Here is a 15537-nt window from a genome sequence, read left to right as displayed (position 1 = left end):
TCGCACAAAATTATGACCCAGTCTCTTTTGGTATCTGTCTTAATGTTGCAATTAAACCCGTGACGGCAAGTCAATTTCGGCTTTGGCCAAAACATGACCTTTCATCGCATGGCGGGCTTCATTCAACCAGAAGCCGGGTTGCAGTGGTAACTTGGTGTCTAAAGCAAAAATCATCAACGTATAATCATGATTCTTGTCTGGCGGCTGTGGCCCTACATAGCCCTGCTGGGTAAATGGATCAGTGTTACCAACCAAGTGGCCTGCAGAAGCATTTTTGCCTTCAACCATTGGAATCTGATCGCTGTGACTCGCGCCAACCGGGATCGACGTGACATTGGCAGGAATGTTTGCCGCATTCCAGTGAATCCACGGCAGTCCGCCGACTGGAACCGCGTCATAGTCGAGGAGCCAAAGTGCGAAACTGACAGTGCCTTCCGGAGCATCTTCAATGGTAAATGGAAAGCTCGTGATCGGATAGCCATTTTTGACATCGGCGCCAGTGGCATACTTGCCATAACGATCAGCCAGCATCCCATTGACAAGCGGAACGGATAGTTTCATTTGAATTTCCTCCCTTTTATCGCTACCTTTATGATAGTAGATTGAAATTACGAAAGCCAATTTCGGATTAAAAATATTTTTATTGCCACAAGCAGATCAAGCAGATCGAATTGAGCCATAACAAGGAGCTTTGAATAAACATGCAAAAAGATGTCCAGGCATTACTTGATGAAGTTAAAAATCACTACGATCACCCACTGGAAGTGGCGATTAACGGTGAAGCAAGCGACGTGCTGACCCATGATCAAAGCCATCAGCGCCTGAAAAAAGATGGTACGCTAGAGGTGGTTGTGACCGATACAACGAATGTGGCGTACACGTTAAGTCACGAACTCCTTCACTTATTGTTTCAGATGAAAGGGTATCCTCAGTTGCAATTTCATTTATTGAGCGGTGATCCGCAAGTGGATGACCAGCTTTATGCCACCAGTACAGCCTTGTATAACGCTGCGGTGCATATGCTGGTGGTTGCTTGGCAGCGGGAACATGGCTTGCTGACAGACAAGGTGGTTGCGCAGGTGTTGGCAGGCTTCAAGCAGAATGTGCCAGCCGAAGCTGATGATCAGCTGGTGATTTACCGTATTCTGTCGTTGCTGGATCTTTTAGGCTTTTTGGACGGGCAGCTACCCGATGAGCTGGCAAGCGCGTATCCACAAGCGTTGCCGTATGCCCAAGAACTGTTCGGATTACTAGACGAACAGAAACTTGTCACACCATTTGGCTTGCGCCGGGCGATTGTGCACCTGTTTGAGCGTTTCGATGCCCAAATTGAGAAGTTAGGCTACCAGCCGACCAATGACCATGAATTTGCCACGGTGTCGCCGGTTTTGTCGAAGCGACAACTGCGGCTCACACTAGATCAGGTTTACTTCATCAAACACAGCAGCTACCGCGATCGGGACACGAAACAACCTGCCTATGTCGCAATGGGGCGCAGCGATGACCAAAATGCGTTTGTGCTGCCACTGCCTGAAAAAGAAACAACGCCAGAAGCTTTCCAACAGCTGTATCAACAGCCGCTAGACAGCGTTCTGACGAAGTATGGTCTCGATTTTACCATCCGTTAATGCCGGCCAAAATTAATGAAGAAGCCGTTAGTCACGGACTGAATACCAAGCATCACAACCTGGTAGAAGACGAAGAGGAAGAAAATGAGGACTAGGATCATAAACAAATAACTAAAAAAGTGCGACCACCGAAAGGACTTCATGGTATTAAGACCCCTTTCTACAATGTTTCTTATAAATAATATTACACCTTTTACGCGCGGGGTGATCAACTTGTTACGAATCAGCCAGCGCGACAGTGGCCGTGTCACTGATTGGTGACTGGCGGGCAAGCTAAACGTTTTGCCTGGTGTGAGGTGAATTTTTCGTTAAGGATGTTGCGCTGTTCAGCGTGTTAGGAGATGGAAACGATGTTTGATTTGCAAACCGCGATTGATCAAGCAAAACGGGTCACGTTTATGACCGGCGCAGGCGTTTCGACAGCTTCGGGAATTCCGGATTATCGATCAAAAGGCGGCTTATATGCCGACAAGGTTGACCCAGAGTATGCGTTATCGATTGATAATCTGCAGGCCCATCACGAGGACTTTCATAAATTTGTCGTCGAGAACATGTATTATCCCGATGCCAAGCCGAATGTCATTCATGAAAAAATGGCGGCGATTACCAACCAAAAAGGCACGATTGTCACACAAAATGTTGACGGACTCGATCGCAAAGCTGGCGCCAAGCATGTGGTTGAGTTCCATGGCAATCTTTATCGGATTTACTGTCAAATCTGTCGCAAGCAATTTGACTATCGGACGTATTTGAAAAATGACGTACATGCGGCAGACGGTGGTATCTTACGGCCGGATATTGTCTTATACGGTGAGCCGATTAATCCGGATACGGTGAGTGCGGCGATTAATGCCATTGCCCAGGCGGACTTGCTGATCGTTGTGGGAACAAGTTTTGTCGTGTATCCATTTGCCGGGTTAATTGGCTATGCACAACCGGATGCAACGATTGTGGCCGTCAACCGCGAACGGATTGCTTTGCCGGAAGGGGCGCAGATGGTTCTGGGAGATGCGGTTGACGTTTTTGCCAAGTTGCACGTCTAGTCACGGACAATCATGACGAAAAGGGGATTTGACGGTGAGTAAAGGACGCTTGGAGGCATTTACCGATGCGGTCATCGCGATTATTTTAACGATCTTGGTGTTGGAATTAAATCCACCTCACAGTGGCTCACTGGCGTCGCTTTGGGCATTAAGAGGAAGGTTTGGGATTTATTTAGTTTCATTTCTGACGCTGATTGTTTATTGGAACAATCACCACCATTTGTTCCAGTTGGTGAATCGGATCGACTGGCGCGTGATGTGGGCGAATTCGTTTTTTATGCTGGCCATTTCGATGTTTCCGTTTGCCACCAGCTGGGTCGGTGAAGGGCATGTGGATGCATTCGGACCGGAGCTGATTTATGGCTTTGTTGTGTTCATGTCGAATGTCAGTTACCTTCTTTTGGTCGTCACGCTGCGACATGTCAACGGCCCGACCTCGGAGTTGGTGAAGCTATACGGTCATCAGCATGACTGGAAAGCGGTCGGTTCGATTGTCATGGCATTTATCGCGATGATTTTGGCTTTGCTTTGGCCACCATTAACGATCATACTGGACTTGTTAATGTTATTGTTGTGGGCAATCCCAGACCAGCGTGTTGAGCGACATCTATTACGTGGTCCAAAAGAGTGAGTGAGCGTGAGCAGGAGCGCTTAGAAATCGGAGTGTAAGTGGCCATTGAGGCTTCAAGGTCCTTACACGTAGATTTCTGCGACTGCGAACGCGTTATGATGAAAGGAGATTTTTAATATGGCAAGAACGATTGGTATCATTGGTATTGGCCATGTCGGTGTGACGACGGCATTCAATTTGGTCAGCAAAGGTATTGCAGATAAACTGGTGTTAATTGACCAGAAAGCCGAATTGGCTGAAGGCGAAAGTTATGACTTGAAGGATGCGTTAGGCGGGTTGCCGACGTATACCGACATTGTGGTCAACGACTATGATGCGTTGAAAGACGCTGATGTGGTGATTTCGGCAGTCGGCAATATCGGCGCGATTTCAAATGGTGATCGGATCGGCGAGACTAAAACGTCCAAGGCGGCGTTGGATGATGTCGCGCCGAAGCTGAAGGCGTCTGGCTTCCATGGCGTCTTGCTGGATATTACGAATCCCTGCGATGCGGTGACCAGCTACTGGCAGTACTTGCTTGATTTGCCGAAGTCCCAGATTATCGGCACTGGCACATCGTTGGATACTTATCGGATGCGGCGCGCGGTTGCCGAGACGCTGCATGTGAATGTTGCGGATGTTCGTGGCTATAACATGGGCGAACACGGTGAGTCTCAGTTCACGGCGTGGTCAACGGTTCGGGTCAATAATGAACCGATCGCAGAGTACGCCAAAGTGGATTACGATCAGCTGGCTGATGCAGCGCGGGCTGGCGGTTGGAAGATTTACAATGCGAAGCACTATACCAGTTATGGCATTGCAACCATCGCAACCGAAATGACCCAGGCGATCATCAGCGATGCCAAGCGGATTTTCCCATGCGCCAATTACGATCCCGAATTCGGCATTGCGATCGGCCATCCGGCAACCATCGGCAAGCTCGGTGTCGTCAACACACCGGAATTGAAATTGACCGATGACGAGCGGGCGAAGTACGTCCATTCGGCAGGCATCATCAAGGACACACTCGAAAAAATGAAATAATCAACTACGGTAGCAATACCGAAGTCTTTTAAAAGACGCCGACCTGGCGCCTTTTTGCTTCAAGCGTTTTAATTGGCTTGTTTTTGAAAAGGGGATGCACATGGTCAAGAAATATACATTGGTGACGGTTGAGACACCCACTGGCTGGCTGTTGATTAACCGCACGAATCCGCCTTATCGTGGCATGTGGAATACGCTCGGTGGTAAGTTTCTGCCTGACGAGACGCCGGCTGTCTGTGCGGCGCGTGAATTGCAGGAAGAGAGCCACATTATCATCCCGGCGCACGAATTGCGCAGTGTGGGGCGTGTTTTTTGGCATGTCGATGGCGATCTTCGCGGTGAGCTCTATGCTTTTCTCGGGAAAACGTCCGATCGGCTTCAGATGCCGCAAGCGACTCGTGAAGGGATTCTGGCGACCTTTTCCAAGGAGTGGTTGCTGGCGGATAATCCGGGATTGGTACCGGATCTGCAGCCGCTGTTGCGATACGCTTTGAATGGCGAGAAGCATGATTATGCATCGTATTTTACCGGTGATGTGCTACAGAAATTTCAGATCACGGACGGTGAGCGCCATGATTAACGTCGGCTTAACCAGTGTGGCCGATCATCCTAGCATTGCAGCAAATGGCAAGCGCAGTACCTTTGCGGATTATGCACAGTATTTTCCGGTGATTGAGTTGGACACGACCTTCTACGGGTTGAAAACTGTGGATCAAATTCGGCGGTGGCAGGCGCAGGTGCCGGCGAGCTTTCAGTTTATTGTGAAGGCCAGCAAGCTCATGACCAAGCACGAAGCCACACAGGATTTGGTTGCGGAATTTTCGCGGTTTAATGACATGGTCGCGCCGCTGGTTGCCGCACATCAGCTGCAGGCGGTGTTGTGCCAGTTTCCGCCTTATTTTGGCGTGACGGCGGAAAACGTCCGGTATCTGCAAAATCTCAATCAGTGGCTGCCGGATTTACCGGTTGCGGTTGAATTCCGGCATGCCAGCTGGTATCTGCCGGCCTATCGTGATGCCACGATTGGGTTATTGCAGGCGGCAGGCGATATTCATGTCGTTGTGGATGAAGCTCAGACAACAAGCGGTTCCGTTCCGCTGGTGCCAATTGCCACGAATCCCGACTTAACGATTTTGCGCCTGCATGGCCGTAATCAGGCTTGGGGCCAGAGCGGCGCCAAAACCACAGAACGGACGAATTATCGCTATAGCCAAGCAGAATTGCAACAGTTTGCCACCATTGTGCACCATCTCAAAAGTAAAAACGTCACCGTTATTTTCAACAATAATGGCGGACATGATGCTGCCGCAAATGCGCAGGCATTCATTGACATGCTGGGATTGGATTTTCCCGGATTGGCGCCGCGGCAACTGGATTTGTTTTAGATTTTGTGTGGCAGCGCCGAATTCGGTCTGACAGTCTGGTACTGGTGTAGTACAATCACGGTAAACACATTGTTTTCACCAAAAAAGTTCAGCAGTTTTTAATCGCTGACTTTGGTGCATCGTTGTTTCGAAAGGCGGATTGCTATGAAGATTAAAGAAGGCTACATGCCATTTCATGAGTACAAAACGTATTATCGGATTGTGGGTGAACCCAGTGCGGATAAGGCGCCGTTGTTGTTAATTCATGGCGGGCCCGGTTCTTCGCATAATTATTTTGAACTCATGGACGACTACGCTGCGACCGGAAGACAACTGATTATGTATGATCAAGTCGGTTGCGGTAAGTCATCGCTACCAGAGGATCCGGCAGTTTACGTCAAAGAAACATGGGCTGAAGAACTCATTGCGTTGCGCAAATATTTGCACTTGGACGAGATTCATATGTTGGGGCAGTCATGGGGCGGCATGTTAGAGATATACTATCTGACAAGCTTTGACCCGCAAGGCATTAAGAGTGTCATGATTGACGGGTCGCCGGCTTCGATTAAGCTGTGGGTGCAGGAGCAGCATCGGCTGATCAAGTATCTGAGTTATGAAGACCGGGAAGCGATTGCCGAAGCTGAACGGACCGGGGATTTTAACAACGTCAAGTATCTGGCGGCCAATGACCGCTACATGGAAAAGTATTGCTGGGATGATCCTGACGAGAACTCGCCTGAACCGCTGCGGCGCCCAACCAACGGCAAGCGGGCCAGCCTGATTGCGGAAGGGCCGAATGAATTTACCGAAAACGGGACGATTAGCGATTTTGATGTCACTGATCAGCTTCACAAAATTCACGTTCCGGTCTTGGTCACCAGCGGCACGGACGATCTTTGCACACCGTTGATTGCAAAAACCGTGGTGGATCACATTCCGGGGGCAAAGTGGCATCTGTTTGCGAACAGCCGGCATTTGGCGCTGCTGGATCAACACGATGAATTTATTGATGTGCTGGATCATTGGCTGGCGGCGAATGATTGATGGTGGTTGTGAGACAGCCACTTATTCGCCATTTTTGAGCAAGTCTGCTCATACTCTGTTATACTGGACTCATTCTGAATTAAAGTACGGGAGGCACCTTGCATGGCAAGCAAACCAACTTTTTATGTGACGACACCGATTTATTATCCATCTGGCAAACTACATATCGGCAATGCCTATACCACGATTGCGGCGGACGTTTTGGCGCGTTATAAGCGATTGATGGGTTATGATGTTTTCTTCCTCACCGGGACGGATGAGCATGGCCTCAAGATTGAGCAAAAAGCCGATAAGCTGGGTGTGACACCGCAAGCTTATGTCGATGGCATGGCGGCGCAGATCAAACAGTTGTGGAAGACCCTTGAGATCACCAATGACAAATTCATTCGGACGACGGATAAAGCGCACGTTGAGGCGGTTCAGGCAATTGTCGAACGGCTCATCAAGCAGGGCGACGTTTACCTTGGCGAATATACGGGCTGGTACTCGGTTGAAGACGAGGAATATTTCACCGAATCGCAATTGTCAGAAGTCTATCGGGATAAAGATGGCAATGTTCTCGGCGGGAAGGCACCATCCGGTCATGAGGTTCAGCTGGTTCATGAGCCGAGCTACTTCTTCAAAATGAGCAAATACACGGATCGCCTGTTGAAGTATTGTGACGAGCATCCTGATTTTGTGCAACCGGCTTCGCGTAAAACGGAAATGATCAACAACTTCATTAAACCGGGGCTTGAAGATCTGGCGATGAGCCGTACGAGCTTCAACTGGGGCGTTCAGATTCCGTCTGATCCGAAGCATGTGGTTTACGTTTGGGTCGATGCCTTGCTGAACTATATCACGGCACTTGGCTATGGTAGCAACGACCACGCCTTGTTTGACAAGTATTGGCCGGCCAATGTGCAGCTGATCGGTAAGGAAATCGTTCGCTTCCACATCATTTACTGGCCGATCATTTTGATGGCCTTGGGTCTGCCATTGCCGAAGAAAATTTACGCCCATGGCTGGCTGGTCATGCGCGACGGGAAAATGAGCAAGTCAAAAGGCAATGCCGTTTATCCGGATATGATCGTGGAACGGTACGGTCTGGATGCTTTGCGGTATTACCTGATGCGGGCGATTCCGTTTGGCAATGATGGCTTGTTCACGCCTGAAGACTTCATTGACCGCATCAACTATGATTTGGCCAATGACCTTGGCAACTTGCTGAATCGCACCATTGCGATGATCAATAAGTATGAAGATGGCATTTTGCCAACCTTCAAGCCGGATGTGACGCCATTCGACAAAGAGCTTGGCGATGTGGCCGAAGCGGCTTTGACCGAGTATCACAAGCTGATGGACGAACTGCGCTTCTCGGATGCGTTGGATCAGGTCTGGAAGATCGTTTCCCGCGCCAACAAGTACATCGATGAAACCGAACCGTGGAAATTGGCCAAGGATCCGGCTAAAAAGGATCAACTTGATTCCGTCATGGCACACCTGGCCGAAAGCTTGCGGTTGATTGCCTTATTGATTCAGCCGGTCATGACCCATGCACCACTGCAGATTTTTGGCCAATTGGGCTTAGATCACGAAAACGATGATCATAAAATCGTCAAGTGGGGTGCACTGCCTGCTGGCGCCAAAGTGGTTGAACAAGGTACACCGATCTTCCCACGGCTTGATGCCGAAGAAGAAGTTGCCTATATCAAGAGCCAAATGACCCCAGGCACGGCGAAGGCAGCAGTCGATGAAAAGAGCCGCAAGTCGGAAATCGAGTTCAAACAATTCGATAAGAGTGAAATCCGAGTTGCAGAAATCCTCGATGTCGAACCGGTCAAGGGTGCGGACAAGTTGCTGAAGTTCACACTCGATGCCGGCGATAAAGGGACACGCCAGATCTTGTCAGGCATTCGTGAATTCTACCCTGATTACGAGAAGTTGAAGGGCAAGAAAGTCATGGCGGTGGTGAACCTCAAGCCGCGGAAAATGAAGGGCGAGATTTCCGAGGGTATGTTGCTATCAGCCGAAAGCTTGGATGGTAAGAAGATTACCTTACTTGAAGTTTCCGAGAATCTACAAAACGGCAGCTTGGTTGGTTAAACAAGATAATTTAAAAAGGGCACGCGGCAAGTTTTTTGCCGGTGTCCTTTTTGCATGCTTTGCTAACGGCTATAGCACGCGGTTCAAATGTGCTTGAATCAACAGGTTGAGGATTGGAATCATAAAGGTATACGCAGCCAAAGCAAACATGGCAGTGGAGGAGGCGTTCAGACCAGCCAGAACAAACAAGCCAGCTATGTTCAAATACACCAGCAATTTGGTCGCAATGACCGCTGCTTTTCCAATGACCATTTGATTTCGTTCGTCAGTCATTTCATTTGCAAGCCGTTTGTCTGAAGGCGAACCTTGCTGAAATCTCTGTAGTTTTCGCTGTTCAGATTGGCGTTGAGTCGCGAACATGGCGTAACTAACCAATAGTGCTATTAAAACCAAAATAATTTTGCCAATATTTTCCGGAACAGACGTTTTGACGTAACGATACAATATTGCAAATGCGAAAGCGCCTAGCCAAGCAAGCCAACCACTTTTGGGAACTGCGTTTACGATTTTTTTCATAATAAAGTCGCCTCTTTTAACAGGGAAATAAGTGGGATGAGTGGCAGTCTACGGAAGATTACTGTCGGTCAGTGCGTTCATCTGAGAAGATACGTTCAATAGGTAAGTCAAAAACGCGCGAAATTTTAAACGCAAGTCCCAATGAAGGATTGTATCTGCCGTTTTCCAAGGAACTGACGGTTTGGCGTGATACGTCTAAAAGATCAGCTAGGTCTTGCTGAGTTAATTGATGCTGGTTTCGCAGTGCTTCAATTCGGTTTTTCAGAAATATCACCCCGTTTTTGTAAAGCCTACTTTACATGGTGATCATATTAGCATTTTTGCGAAATGTCAAGTAAACTTTACACGCTCTTTGTAGTTTTAATACCGATATTAAGGTCTAATTCGAAAGGTGCATATCAAAAGAGGCGAGTAACTGGGAAGCTCACTCGCCTCTTTTTTCAGTGGCAGAAAAAGTAATGCCAAACGTAAACCGCTAATCCGCCACCGCTGTCGTGGTAGCCGCGACCTTTTTCCGAGCCGCTTTGATGCGGTCTTCCGTGTAATACTGTGCCTGGGCGTTGAATAGGTCCCGGTAAATGCCCGGATGCGCCATGAGGCTGGCGTGGGTGCCGTCTTGGACGATTTGACCGTGATCAAGGACCACGATGCGTTGTGAGAAGGGGGTGGAGCTCATCCGGTGTGAGACATAGATGGCGGTTTTGCCTTCGATGAGTTCGTCAAAGCGCTGGTAGATTTCATATTCGGAAATCGGGTCAAGCGCTGCCGTGGGCTCATCCAGAATCATGATCGGCGCATCTTTGTACCAAGCGCGGGCGATGGCGATTTTCTGCGCTTCGCCGCCGGAAACGGTCACACCATCATCGCTTAAGGCTGTGGTGATCGGCGTGTCGATAGTTTTCGGCATCCTCTTGACGCGATCGGCGACATCCGCAACCTTCAAGGCTTCCCAAACGCGCGCCCGATCTGGATCTGTCGTGGCGGCCACATTTTCCGCAATGCTGTAAGCAAAAAGGCGGAAGTCCTGGAAAACGACGCCTAACAGACTGCGGTACTCGTCTTCGTCGTATTTCTGGATGTCAATGTCGTTTAACGTGATGGTGCCTTCAGTGGGTTTAAACAGGCGCACGAGCAGTTTGATCAACGTCGTCTTGCCGCTGCCGTTGCGGCCGACCAATGCGAGCCGTTCACCGATGTTCAGGGTTAGGCTGACATGACGCAAGGCCCACTGGTCGCTGCCGGGATACTTGAAACTAACATCGTGAAATTGGATGGCAAATTCGTTGTCGTTGCGCTTTTCAACTGGAAGTGTGCCTGATTTATTGTGATCCGGCAAGGCGAGAAAGTCAGCGTAAAATTGAAGGTAATCGACCATGTTGATGTACATGCCGACTTGCTGTAGAAATTGATAGGCAGCGGTCATCAGTTGCTGAAAGTACCCAACGGCGATCATCACGCTGCCAATGGCGATGACACCCATCAACGCTTTGACGCCAACCAGGATGTACAAGCCAATGACCGACAACGCAATGGCTAGGTTAGGCCAGTGACCGAACTTGGCCATTTGCCAATAACCGTGGCTGAGTTGGCCAAAGAATTCGTTGTTGTCATTGCGTTCATTGTTCATGACTAAGTGGCTTGCTTGATAAAGGCGAATCACTTCATGATTATCCATATTTTCCGTGAAGTGGTAAAAGTACGTAAATCGGCGATTGCTTGGGATAATTTTTCTGATCAGTTCTTGTTGAATCTGATTACTGCGGTGAATACTCCAGCTGCCAACGACAATCGGGAAGATGAGTAGCGCCAAAATCAATAGTGGATAGCGCAAGTCGTTCAGCCATGTTGTTGCGTGGTTAGTTGCCCGTGCCAGACTGATCAAAGTGGCAATAGCGAAGCCAATCGCAATGATTAGTGAAAAGAAATCTTGCATGCCATTTTTCATGAGCGCTGTCATACCGCCATTAAAAGTTTGCCCGGCTTGAGCACCAGCATACTGTTTACGCATATCTGGATCCTGAAGGGTGGTATAACTCACCGTCAATAATTTCTCGGTTGTTGCGCGGGTGAGCCGCCTGTTTACGCCGCTTTCATGATCTTCGGCTAATTTAGCAAACCATTGACTCGATAACTGAAGCAGGTACCGGGTGGCAAGGAACAGACCGACAAGGAGCGCCATCTGCTGGAGCGTTGCACGTTGTTGTAACTGATTAAGCACCAAGCCAAGGAAAGCGATGTTGAGGTAAGGAATGCCGACAGTCGTCAATGCACGGACAAATTCGACCGGAATCGCAAGTGGATCGAGACTTTGAATCACGTGAACCACCCGCAAGGCCCGATGAACAGTTTGTTTTGGCATGGTTTTTTCTGAATCTTTAGAAGTTGTCATTGACTGCGACCTCCTTTGTATCCGGTTGATAGTACTTACTTTGGATTTGATACATTTGGGCATAACGGCCGCCCTTTGCCATGAGCTGCTCATGAGTCCCAGATTCGAGTACCTGGCCATGATCCATAAACAGGATGCTGTCACAAAAGCGGGTTGATGCTAATCGATGGGAGATGAACAGAGAAGTTTTACCGGCCGCTAGTTGCGCATAGTCTTGGTAAATCTCATTTTCGGCAATCGCATCCAGTGCGGCAGTTGGTTCGTCCAAAATCAGGACGGGCGCATCTTTATACAGTGCCCTTGCCAGCATGAGCTTCTGCGCCTGGCCGCCGGATAATTCAACGCCGTCATCTCTGGTGTAACGGGTCATCGGCGTGGCAGTTGTTTGCGGTAGCGTTTTGACGAAGGTTCCCAAGCCGGCCTCGGCTAATGCGGTTGTGACCCGGTTCAAATCGGGATGCTCGGTCATTGCGACGTTGTTGGCTAAACTCTGGGCAAGAATAATGGTTTCCTGAAAGACAGGGGCGAATAAAGCAAAACGTTCTGCTAGCGGTAGAAGGTTAGCGTTTAGCCCGTTGATGGTGATGGTGCCGCTTGTCGGATGCAACAAGCCCATCATGAGGCGGGCGAGCGTTGATTTGCCTGCGCCGTTAATGCCGACGATCGCCAATTTCTGTTCGGCCTGAAGTGTGAAGCTGACGTCTTTAAGACTGGCACTTTTGGCTCCCGGATATTGATAAGTCACATGTGAAAAGGTGATGGTGACAGGACGTTTTGCTAACTGCTTCTGCTCTGCCTCCGTGAGCGTGCGGATTGGCGTTTGCGGTTGCAGTTTCATAAAATCACGGAGTTCCTGTAAGTCGAGGCTGGCATTTTGCAACTTGCCGAAGTCGTCTAAAAGTTGATCCAATAAGGTGATGAAACTATTAGTCATCCCAAACATTAAAGTGAACTGGGCGATGGAAAGACTGCCGCGCATGATTGCCACAATCAAGGTGCCATTGACAATGGCGTCGCGTAACAAACCGGCAAGTTGACCGATTTGTTCTCCTAGAAAGCGACGCAGCGAGTTACGCCGCTGCCAGGCATCTTGTAAATGAATTAAGCGATCAAGGTGGCGTTGGTACCAGTTCGCCATGCCAAACATGCGAATGTCTTTGCCGTTGTCCAAAGCGTAGGCATTGCGGGTGATGTAATCTTCCTGACGGCCTAACTTGTTCCACTTGACATTGTTTTGCAGATACCAGTGGCGGTACCAACTCATGCCGGCATAACTGATGGCGGCACTGACCAGAACCAGTGCAAAGACCCACGGAACCGCAAATGACAACGTCGCTAGGAATACGATCAGCGTTGTGAGGTCTACTAGCGTACCGCGGCCATACAGATAGATAGCTTCGGCGCCGGCATATGTGTTGCTCAGCCCTTTCTTGAACGCAGTGTGGGCTAGCCCCTGAAGCTCGCCACTGCTGATCTGGTCGTAGTCGAGATCCCATTGCTTTTGATGAAAATCCAGTTCGATAGCGGTTCGTAAGGCGGAACTCGCGACGCTGTCATGGGTCAGCAACAGGTACTCGATTTCACTGGTCAGGGCGAGTCCCAGTCCGGTTAAAGTTGCCAGCCAAGCAAATTGGCCTAACGTCGCGTGCCCGGTAATTGCCCCGACCAACAGTGCCGGCGTAAAAACGCCCAACAAAGCGGCCGCGGCCTTATCAATGGCCAGACCGCTTGCTGTCCAGGCTAAGGAAGGCTTGTCTTTACGCAGATACTTGATGTACCAGCACAGGTTGTTCCATAAGCTATATTTTTTCATCCCACTCACCTCGTTGATCTTAACCTACCAAAAAACCGACCCGCTGACGCAAATTATGCGTGAGTGGTCGGTTTGACTGCGTGAATGGGAATCGCAATTTCAGTGACGAATACCTCATCCTCATACTGGCGGTTGATCATCCCGTCGTACTTAGCGACGAGTTTATTTACCCGCCGAATCCCAAGGCCGCGTTTGTCACTTTTGGTGGAGGCATATTGATAGTCAATCACCTGGTCAGCCGGACGGGTATTGGTGACAGAGATGTAAAATTGTTGCTTCACAATGCCGATATAAAGTCGCAGCTGTCGCTTTTCATCAGCCGGTTGTTCACTGATGGCTTCAATGGCGTTGTCCAGCAAGTTGACTAAAATGACCACCAAGTCCACATCTTTGATAAGCGGCGTGTTCCCTACGATCGCTTTTTCGTTAACCGGAATCTGTAGGCGTTCGGCTAATGTGAGTTTCGCGTTAACGATGGCGTCGAGCATGGCATTGCCGGAGTGGACGAGCGGATCAACGGCGTCCAGTTTATCTTCCAGTTCATCCAAATATTGGCGCGCGCCGGTCGTGTCTTGGTTGTCTAGGTAAGCTTTTAAAGCCTGCAGGTGGTCATGATAATCGTGCCGCCAGCCGCGCATGTTCGCGTACAGCTCCTGCACTTCCTGCGAGTACTGAGCCATCATTTTATCCAGGCTGCGCGCAAACACCGCGTCCTGATCGCTGAGAAACTGGCGAATCAAGACAAATTCCAAGCTGCCTGCCAGAACCGTGCCGACGAAAAGTAAGATGCGCACGATCGGTTGCGGCCAAAGCCACCAGCTGCCAAGTGCAACCGCGACGATGGCGAGATTCAACCAGCGGACGGGCCAATTTTGCTGGCGGCGAAAGATCCACCATAACTGCCAGCAACAGCCCACTGTCAGTAACAAAAACGCGATGAGGCCAATCCAATCATTCACTGTCATCTGTCAGCCCCCGGAAATGTTTGAAAAAGGCTTGCTTAACCACCGGTGCCTGTTGTCGGGAAACGGGATAAGTCGTCCCGTCCGCCATTACAACGGTGTGGTGATCGAGCTGGGATAAAAAGTTAAGGTTGATGACGATGGACCGGTAGATTTGAATGAAGTTGTCATCTAAGCGCGGCAATAAGTCTTTTAATTGACCACTCACGGTGTACGTTGTTTTCTGGGTATGGACCTGCAGCCGATGGTCGGTCACTTCGATGGCGCTAATGTCGTAAAGCGGCACACGAGTGAGGCCGGTGGACGTTTGCAATGGCAACAACTTAGGCTGTGTCCGAGCCGCAGTTTTGTTGATCAGATGCTGCAGCTTCTCTTTGGTGAGCGGTTTGATGATGTAGTCAATGGCGTTGACATCATAGCCGTCAAAAACGAATTCGTCGTAGTTACTGACAAAAGCGATGGCGGTGTCGGGATCGTGTTGGCGGATTTTTTTAGCAAGCGTCATGCCGTCCATCCCCGATCCGAGCTTGATGTCCAGCAGAAGAAGATCCGGCGTCTGTTCGGCGAAAAGGAACTGTTCCGCACTTGCATAAGCCGCCACTTGCAACGGCTGCGACGGCTGAGCCAGTTGTTGAATCAATTTAACGGTTGCCTCGCGGGTCGCTGCTTGATCGTCAATAAGTGCAATGTGCATCTGGAATCATCCCTTTCGCCAATATGCTTTTATTTTACCGCAATGATGTGCGTGTTCGAGTTATTTGGCTGATTTTCGGAGAATGTGGGTCGGTAGAAAAATCGAAATCCCACAAAGAAAAAAGTTTGGAAATAATTTTCGACTGCAAAATAAAAGTGAATCCACTTTAATTTTGAAAATGGGTTCACTTTTTTTCGTTAATATAGATAATTTGTTAGGAGCCTTGAAATTTAGTGCCAAGGCGGAGCAATCGTAGGCCAGATGGGGCTCAGTGGTGAAATTGTACTAGCTGGGCGGTCTTCCCAGCGTAGTACAAGGCCGAGCTTTGAGCCTCAGCCGGTTTTG

Annotated in this window: 15 protein-coding genes; 8 read left to right on the top strand and 7 right to left on the bottom strand. The window is 49.4% G+C overall.

The genetic code is table 11. The annotated features are described in order from the left end of the window. Nucleotides 1-51: 51 nt before the first annotated feature. Entirely contained in the window at nt 52-561 is a 510-nt protein-coding gene (locus LBCZ_RS12350; RefSeq protein ID WP_010490934.1) for a YbhB/YbcL family Raf kinase inhibitor-like protein, read from the bottom strand. A gap of 140 nt (nt 562-701) precedes the next feature. On the opposite strand from LBCZ_RS12350, the gene LBCZ_RS12345 reads away from it, so the two are divergent. The 8 genes from LBCZ_RS12345 to metG all read left to right on the top strand — a co-directional run bounded on the left by LBCZ_RS12345 (nt 702) and on the right by metG (nt 8818). Continuing rightward, on the top strand, nt 702-1628 hold the full coding sequence (locus LBCZ_RS12345; protein ID WP_025012811.1) for a hypothetical protein: 927 nt from the start codon (nt 702-704) through the stop codon (nt 1626-1628). 350 nt (nt 1629-1978) lie between these two features. Then, nucleotides 1979-2671: an NAD-dependent protein deacylase gene (locus tag LBCZ_RS12335; protein WP_025012810.1), complete on the top strand. Its 693-nt coding sequence runs from the start codon at nt 1979-1981 to the stop codon at nt 2669-2671. Between the two features lie 34 nt (nt 2672-2705). After that, entirely contained in the window at nt 2706-3302 is a 597-nt protein-coding gene (locus LBCZ_RS12330; protein WP_025012809.1) for a TMEM175 family protein, read from the top strand. Nucleotides 3303-3419: 117 nt separating this feature from the next. Then, nucleotides 3420-4325, top strand: a complete 906-nt coding sequence (locus tag LBCZ_RS12325; protein ID WP_025012808.1) for a lactate/malate family dehydrogenase — start codon at nt 3420-3422, stop codon at nt 4323-4325. Nucleotides 4326-4425: 100 nt separating this feature from the next. Beyond that, complete coding sequence (locus LBCZ_RS12320; RefSeq protein ID WP_039639915.1) at nt 4426-4905, top strand: NUDIX hydrolase; 480 nt, start codon at nt 4426-4428, stop codon at nt 4903-4905. Then, nucleotides 4898-5710 (top strand): DUF72 domain-containing protein, encoded by an 813-nt coding sequence (locus tag LBCZ_RS12315; RefSeq protein WP_025012827.1) that lies wholly within the window; start codon nt 4898-4900, stop codon nt 5708-5710. Before LBCZ_RS12320 ends, LBCZ_RS12315 begins: the two co-directional genes overlap by 8 nt. A gap of 144 nt (nt 5711-5854) precedes the next feature. Continuing rightward, complete coding sequence (gene pepI, locus LBCZ_RS12310) at nt 5855-6733, top strand: proline iminopeptidase (protein WP_025012807.1); 879 nt, start codon at nt 5855-5857, stop codon at nt 6731-6733. 102 nt (nt 6734-6835) lie between these two features. Continuing rightward, nucleotides 6836-8818: a methionine--tRNA ligase gene (gene metG / locus LBCZ_RS12305; RefSeq protein WP_025012806.1), complete on the top strand. Its 1983-nt coding sequence runs from the start codon at nt 6836-6838 to the stop codon at nt 8816-8818. A gap of 69 nt (nt 8819-8887) precedes the next feature. Here metG and LBCZ_RS12300 read toward each other — a convergent pair whose 3' ends face one another. The 6 genes from LBCZ_RS12300 to LBCZ_RS12275 all read right to left on the bottom strand — a co-directional run bounded on the left by LBCZ_RS12300 (nt 8888) and on the right by LBCZ_RS12275 (nt 15192). Further along, on the bottom strand, nt 8888-9334 hold the full coding sequence (locus LBCZ_RS12300) for a hypothetical protein (protein ID WP_025012805.1): 447 nt from the start codon (nt 9332-9334) through the stop codon (nt 8888-8890). Between the two features lie 58 nt (nt 9335-9392). After that, nucleotides 9393-9599, bottom strand: coding sequence for a helix-turn-helix transcriptional regulator (locus LBCZ_RS15080; protein ID WP_025012804.1), 207 nt, complete (start codon nt 9597-9599; stop codon nt 9393-9395). Between the two features lie 210 nt (nt 9600-9809). After that, nucleotides 9810-11723: an ABC transporter ATP-binding protein gene (locus LBCZ_RS12290; RefSeq protein WP_025012803.1), complete on the bottom strand. Its 1914-nt coding sequence runs from the start codon at nt 11721-11723 to the stop codon at nt 9810-9812. Continuing rightward, entirely contained in the window at nt 11710-13536 is a 1827-nt protein-coding gene (locus LBCZ_RS12285) for an ABC transporter ATP-binding protein (RefSeq protein ID WP_039639918.1), read from the bottom strand. Before LBCZ_RS12285 ends, LBCZ_RS12290 begins: the two co-directional genes overlap by 14 nt. 53 nt (nt 13537-13589) lie before the next feature. Further along, the gene (locus tag LBCZ_RS12280; RefSeq protein WP_025012802.1) at nt 13590-14501 is read right to left on the bottom strand and encodes a sensor histidine kinase; all 912 of its coding nucleotides are present in this window, start codon (nt 14499-14501) and stop codon (nt 13590-13592) included. Continuing rightward, on the bottom strand, nt 14488-15192 hold the full coding sequence (locus LBCZ_RS12275) for a LytR/AlgR family response regulator transcription factor (RefSeq protein ID WP_025012801.1): 705 nt from the start codon (nt 15190-15192) through the stop codon (nt 14488-14490). Before LBCZ_RS12275 ends, LBCZ_RS12280 begins: the two co-directional genes overlap by 14 nt. Between the last annotated feature and the right edge of the window lie 345 nt (nt 15193-15537).

The sequence above is a fragment of the Lacticaseibacillus casei DSM 20011 = JCM 1134 = ATCC 393 genome, assembly GCF_000829055.1.
GTDB lineage: Bacteria > Bacillota > Bacilli > Lactobacillales > Lactobacillaceae > Lacticaseibacillus > Lacticaseibacillus casei.
The sequence above is the reverse complement of the archived record's forward strand: the minus strand, read 5'-3'. Positions and strand labels throughout refer to the sequence as shown.

Coding starts and splice junctions, on each gene's coding strand:
- LBCZ_RS12345 (WP_025012811.1), top strand. CDS start 702: ATGCAAAAAGATGTCCAGGCATTACTTGATGAAGTTAAAAATCACTAC.
- LBCZ_RS12285 (WP_039639918.1), bottom strand. CDS start 13,536: ATGAAAAAATATAGCTTATGGAACAACCTGTGCTGGTACATCAAGTAT.
- LBCZ_RS12335 (WP_025012810.1), top strand. CDS start 1,979: ATGTTTGATTTGCAAACCGCGATTGATCAAGCAAAACGGGTCACGTTT.
- LBCZ_RS12290 (WP_025012803.1), bottom strand. CDS start 11,723: ATGACAACTTCTAAAGATTCAGAAAAAACCATGCCAAAACAAACTGTT.
- LBCZ_RS12350 (WP_010490934.1), bottom strand. CDS start 561: ATGAAACTATCCGTTCCGCTTGTCAATGGGATGCTGGCTGATCGTTAT.
- LBCZ_RS12275 (WP_025012801.1), bottom strand. CDS start 15,192: ATGCACATTGCACTTATTGACGATCAAGCAGCGACCCGCGAGGCAACC.
- LBCZ_RS12315 (WP_025012827.1), top strand. CDS start 4,898: ATGATTAACGTCGGCTTAACCAGTGTGGCCGATCATCCTAGCATTGCA.
- LBCZ_RS12300 (WP_025012805.1), bottom strand. CDS start 9,334: ATGAAAAAAATCGTAAACGCAGTTCCCAAAAGTGGTTGGCTTGCTTGG.
- LBCZ_RS12320 (WP_039639915.1), top strand. CDS start 4,426: ATGGTCAAGAAATATACATTGGTGACGGTTGAGACACCCACTGGCTGG.
- LBCZ_RS12280 (WP_025012802.1), bottom strand. CDS start 14,501: ATGACAGTGAATGATTGGATTGGCCTCATCGCGTTTTTGTTACTGACA.
- metG (WP_025012806.1), top strand. CDS start 6,836: ATGGCAAGCAAACCAACTTTTTATGTGACGACACCGATTTATTATCCA.
- pepI (WP_025012807.1), top strand. CDS start 5,855: ATGAAGATTAAAGAAGGCTACATGCCATTTCATGAGTACAAAACGTAT.
- LBCZ_RS12325 (WP_025012808.1), top strand. CDS start 3,420: ATGGCAAGAACGATTGGTATCATTGGTATTGGCCATGTCGGTGTGACG.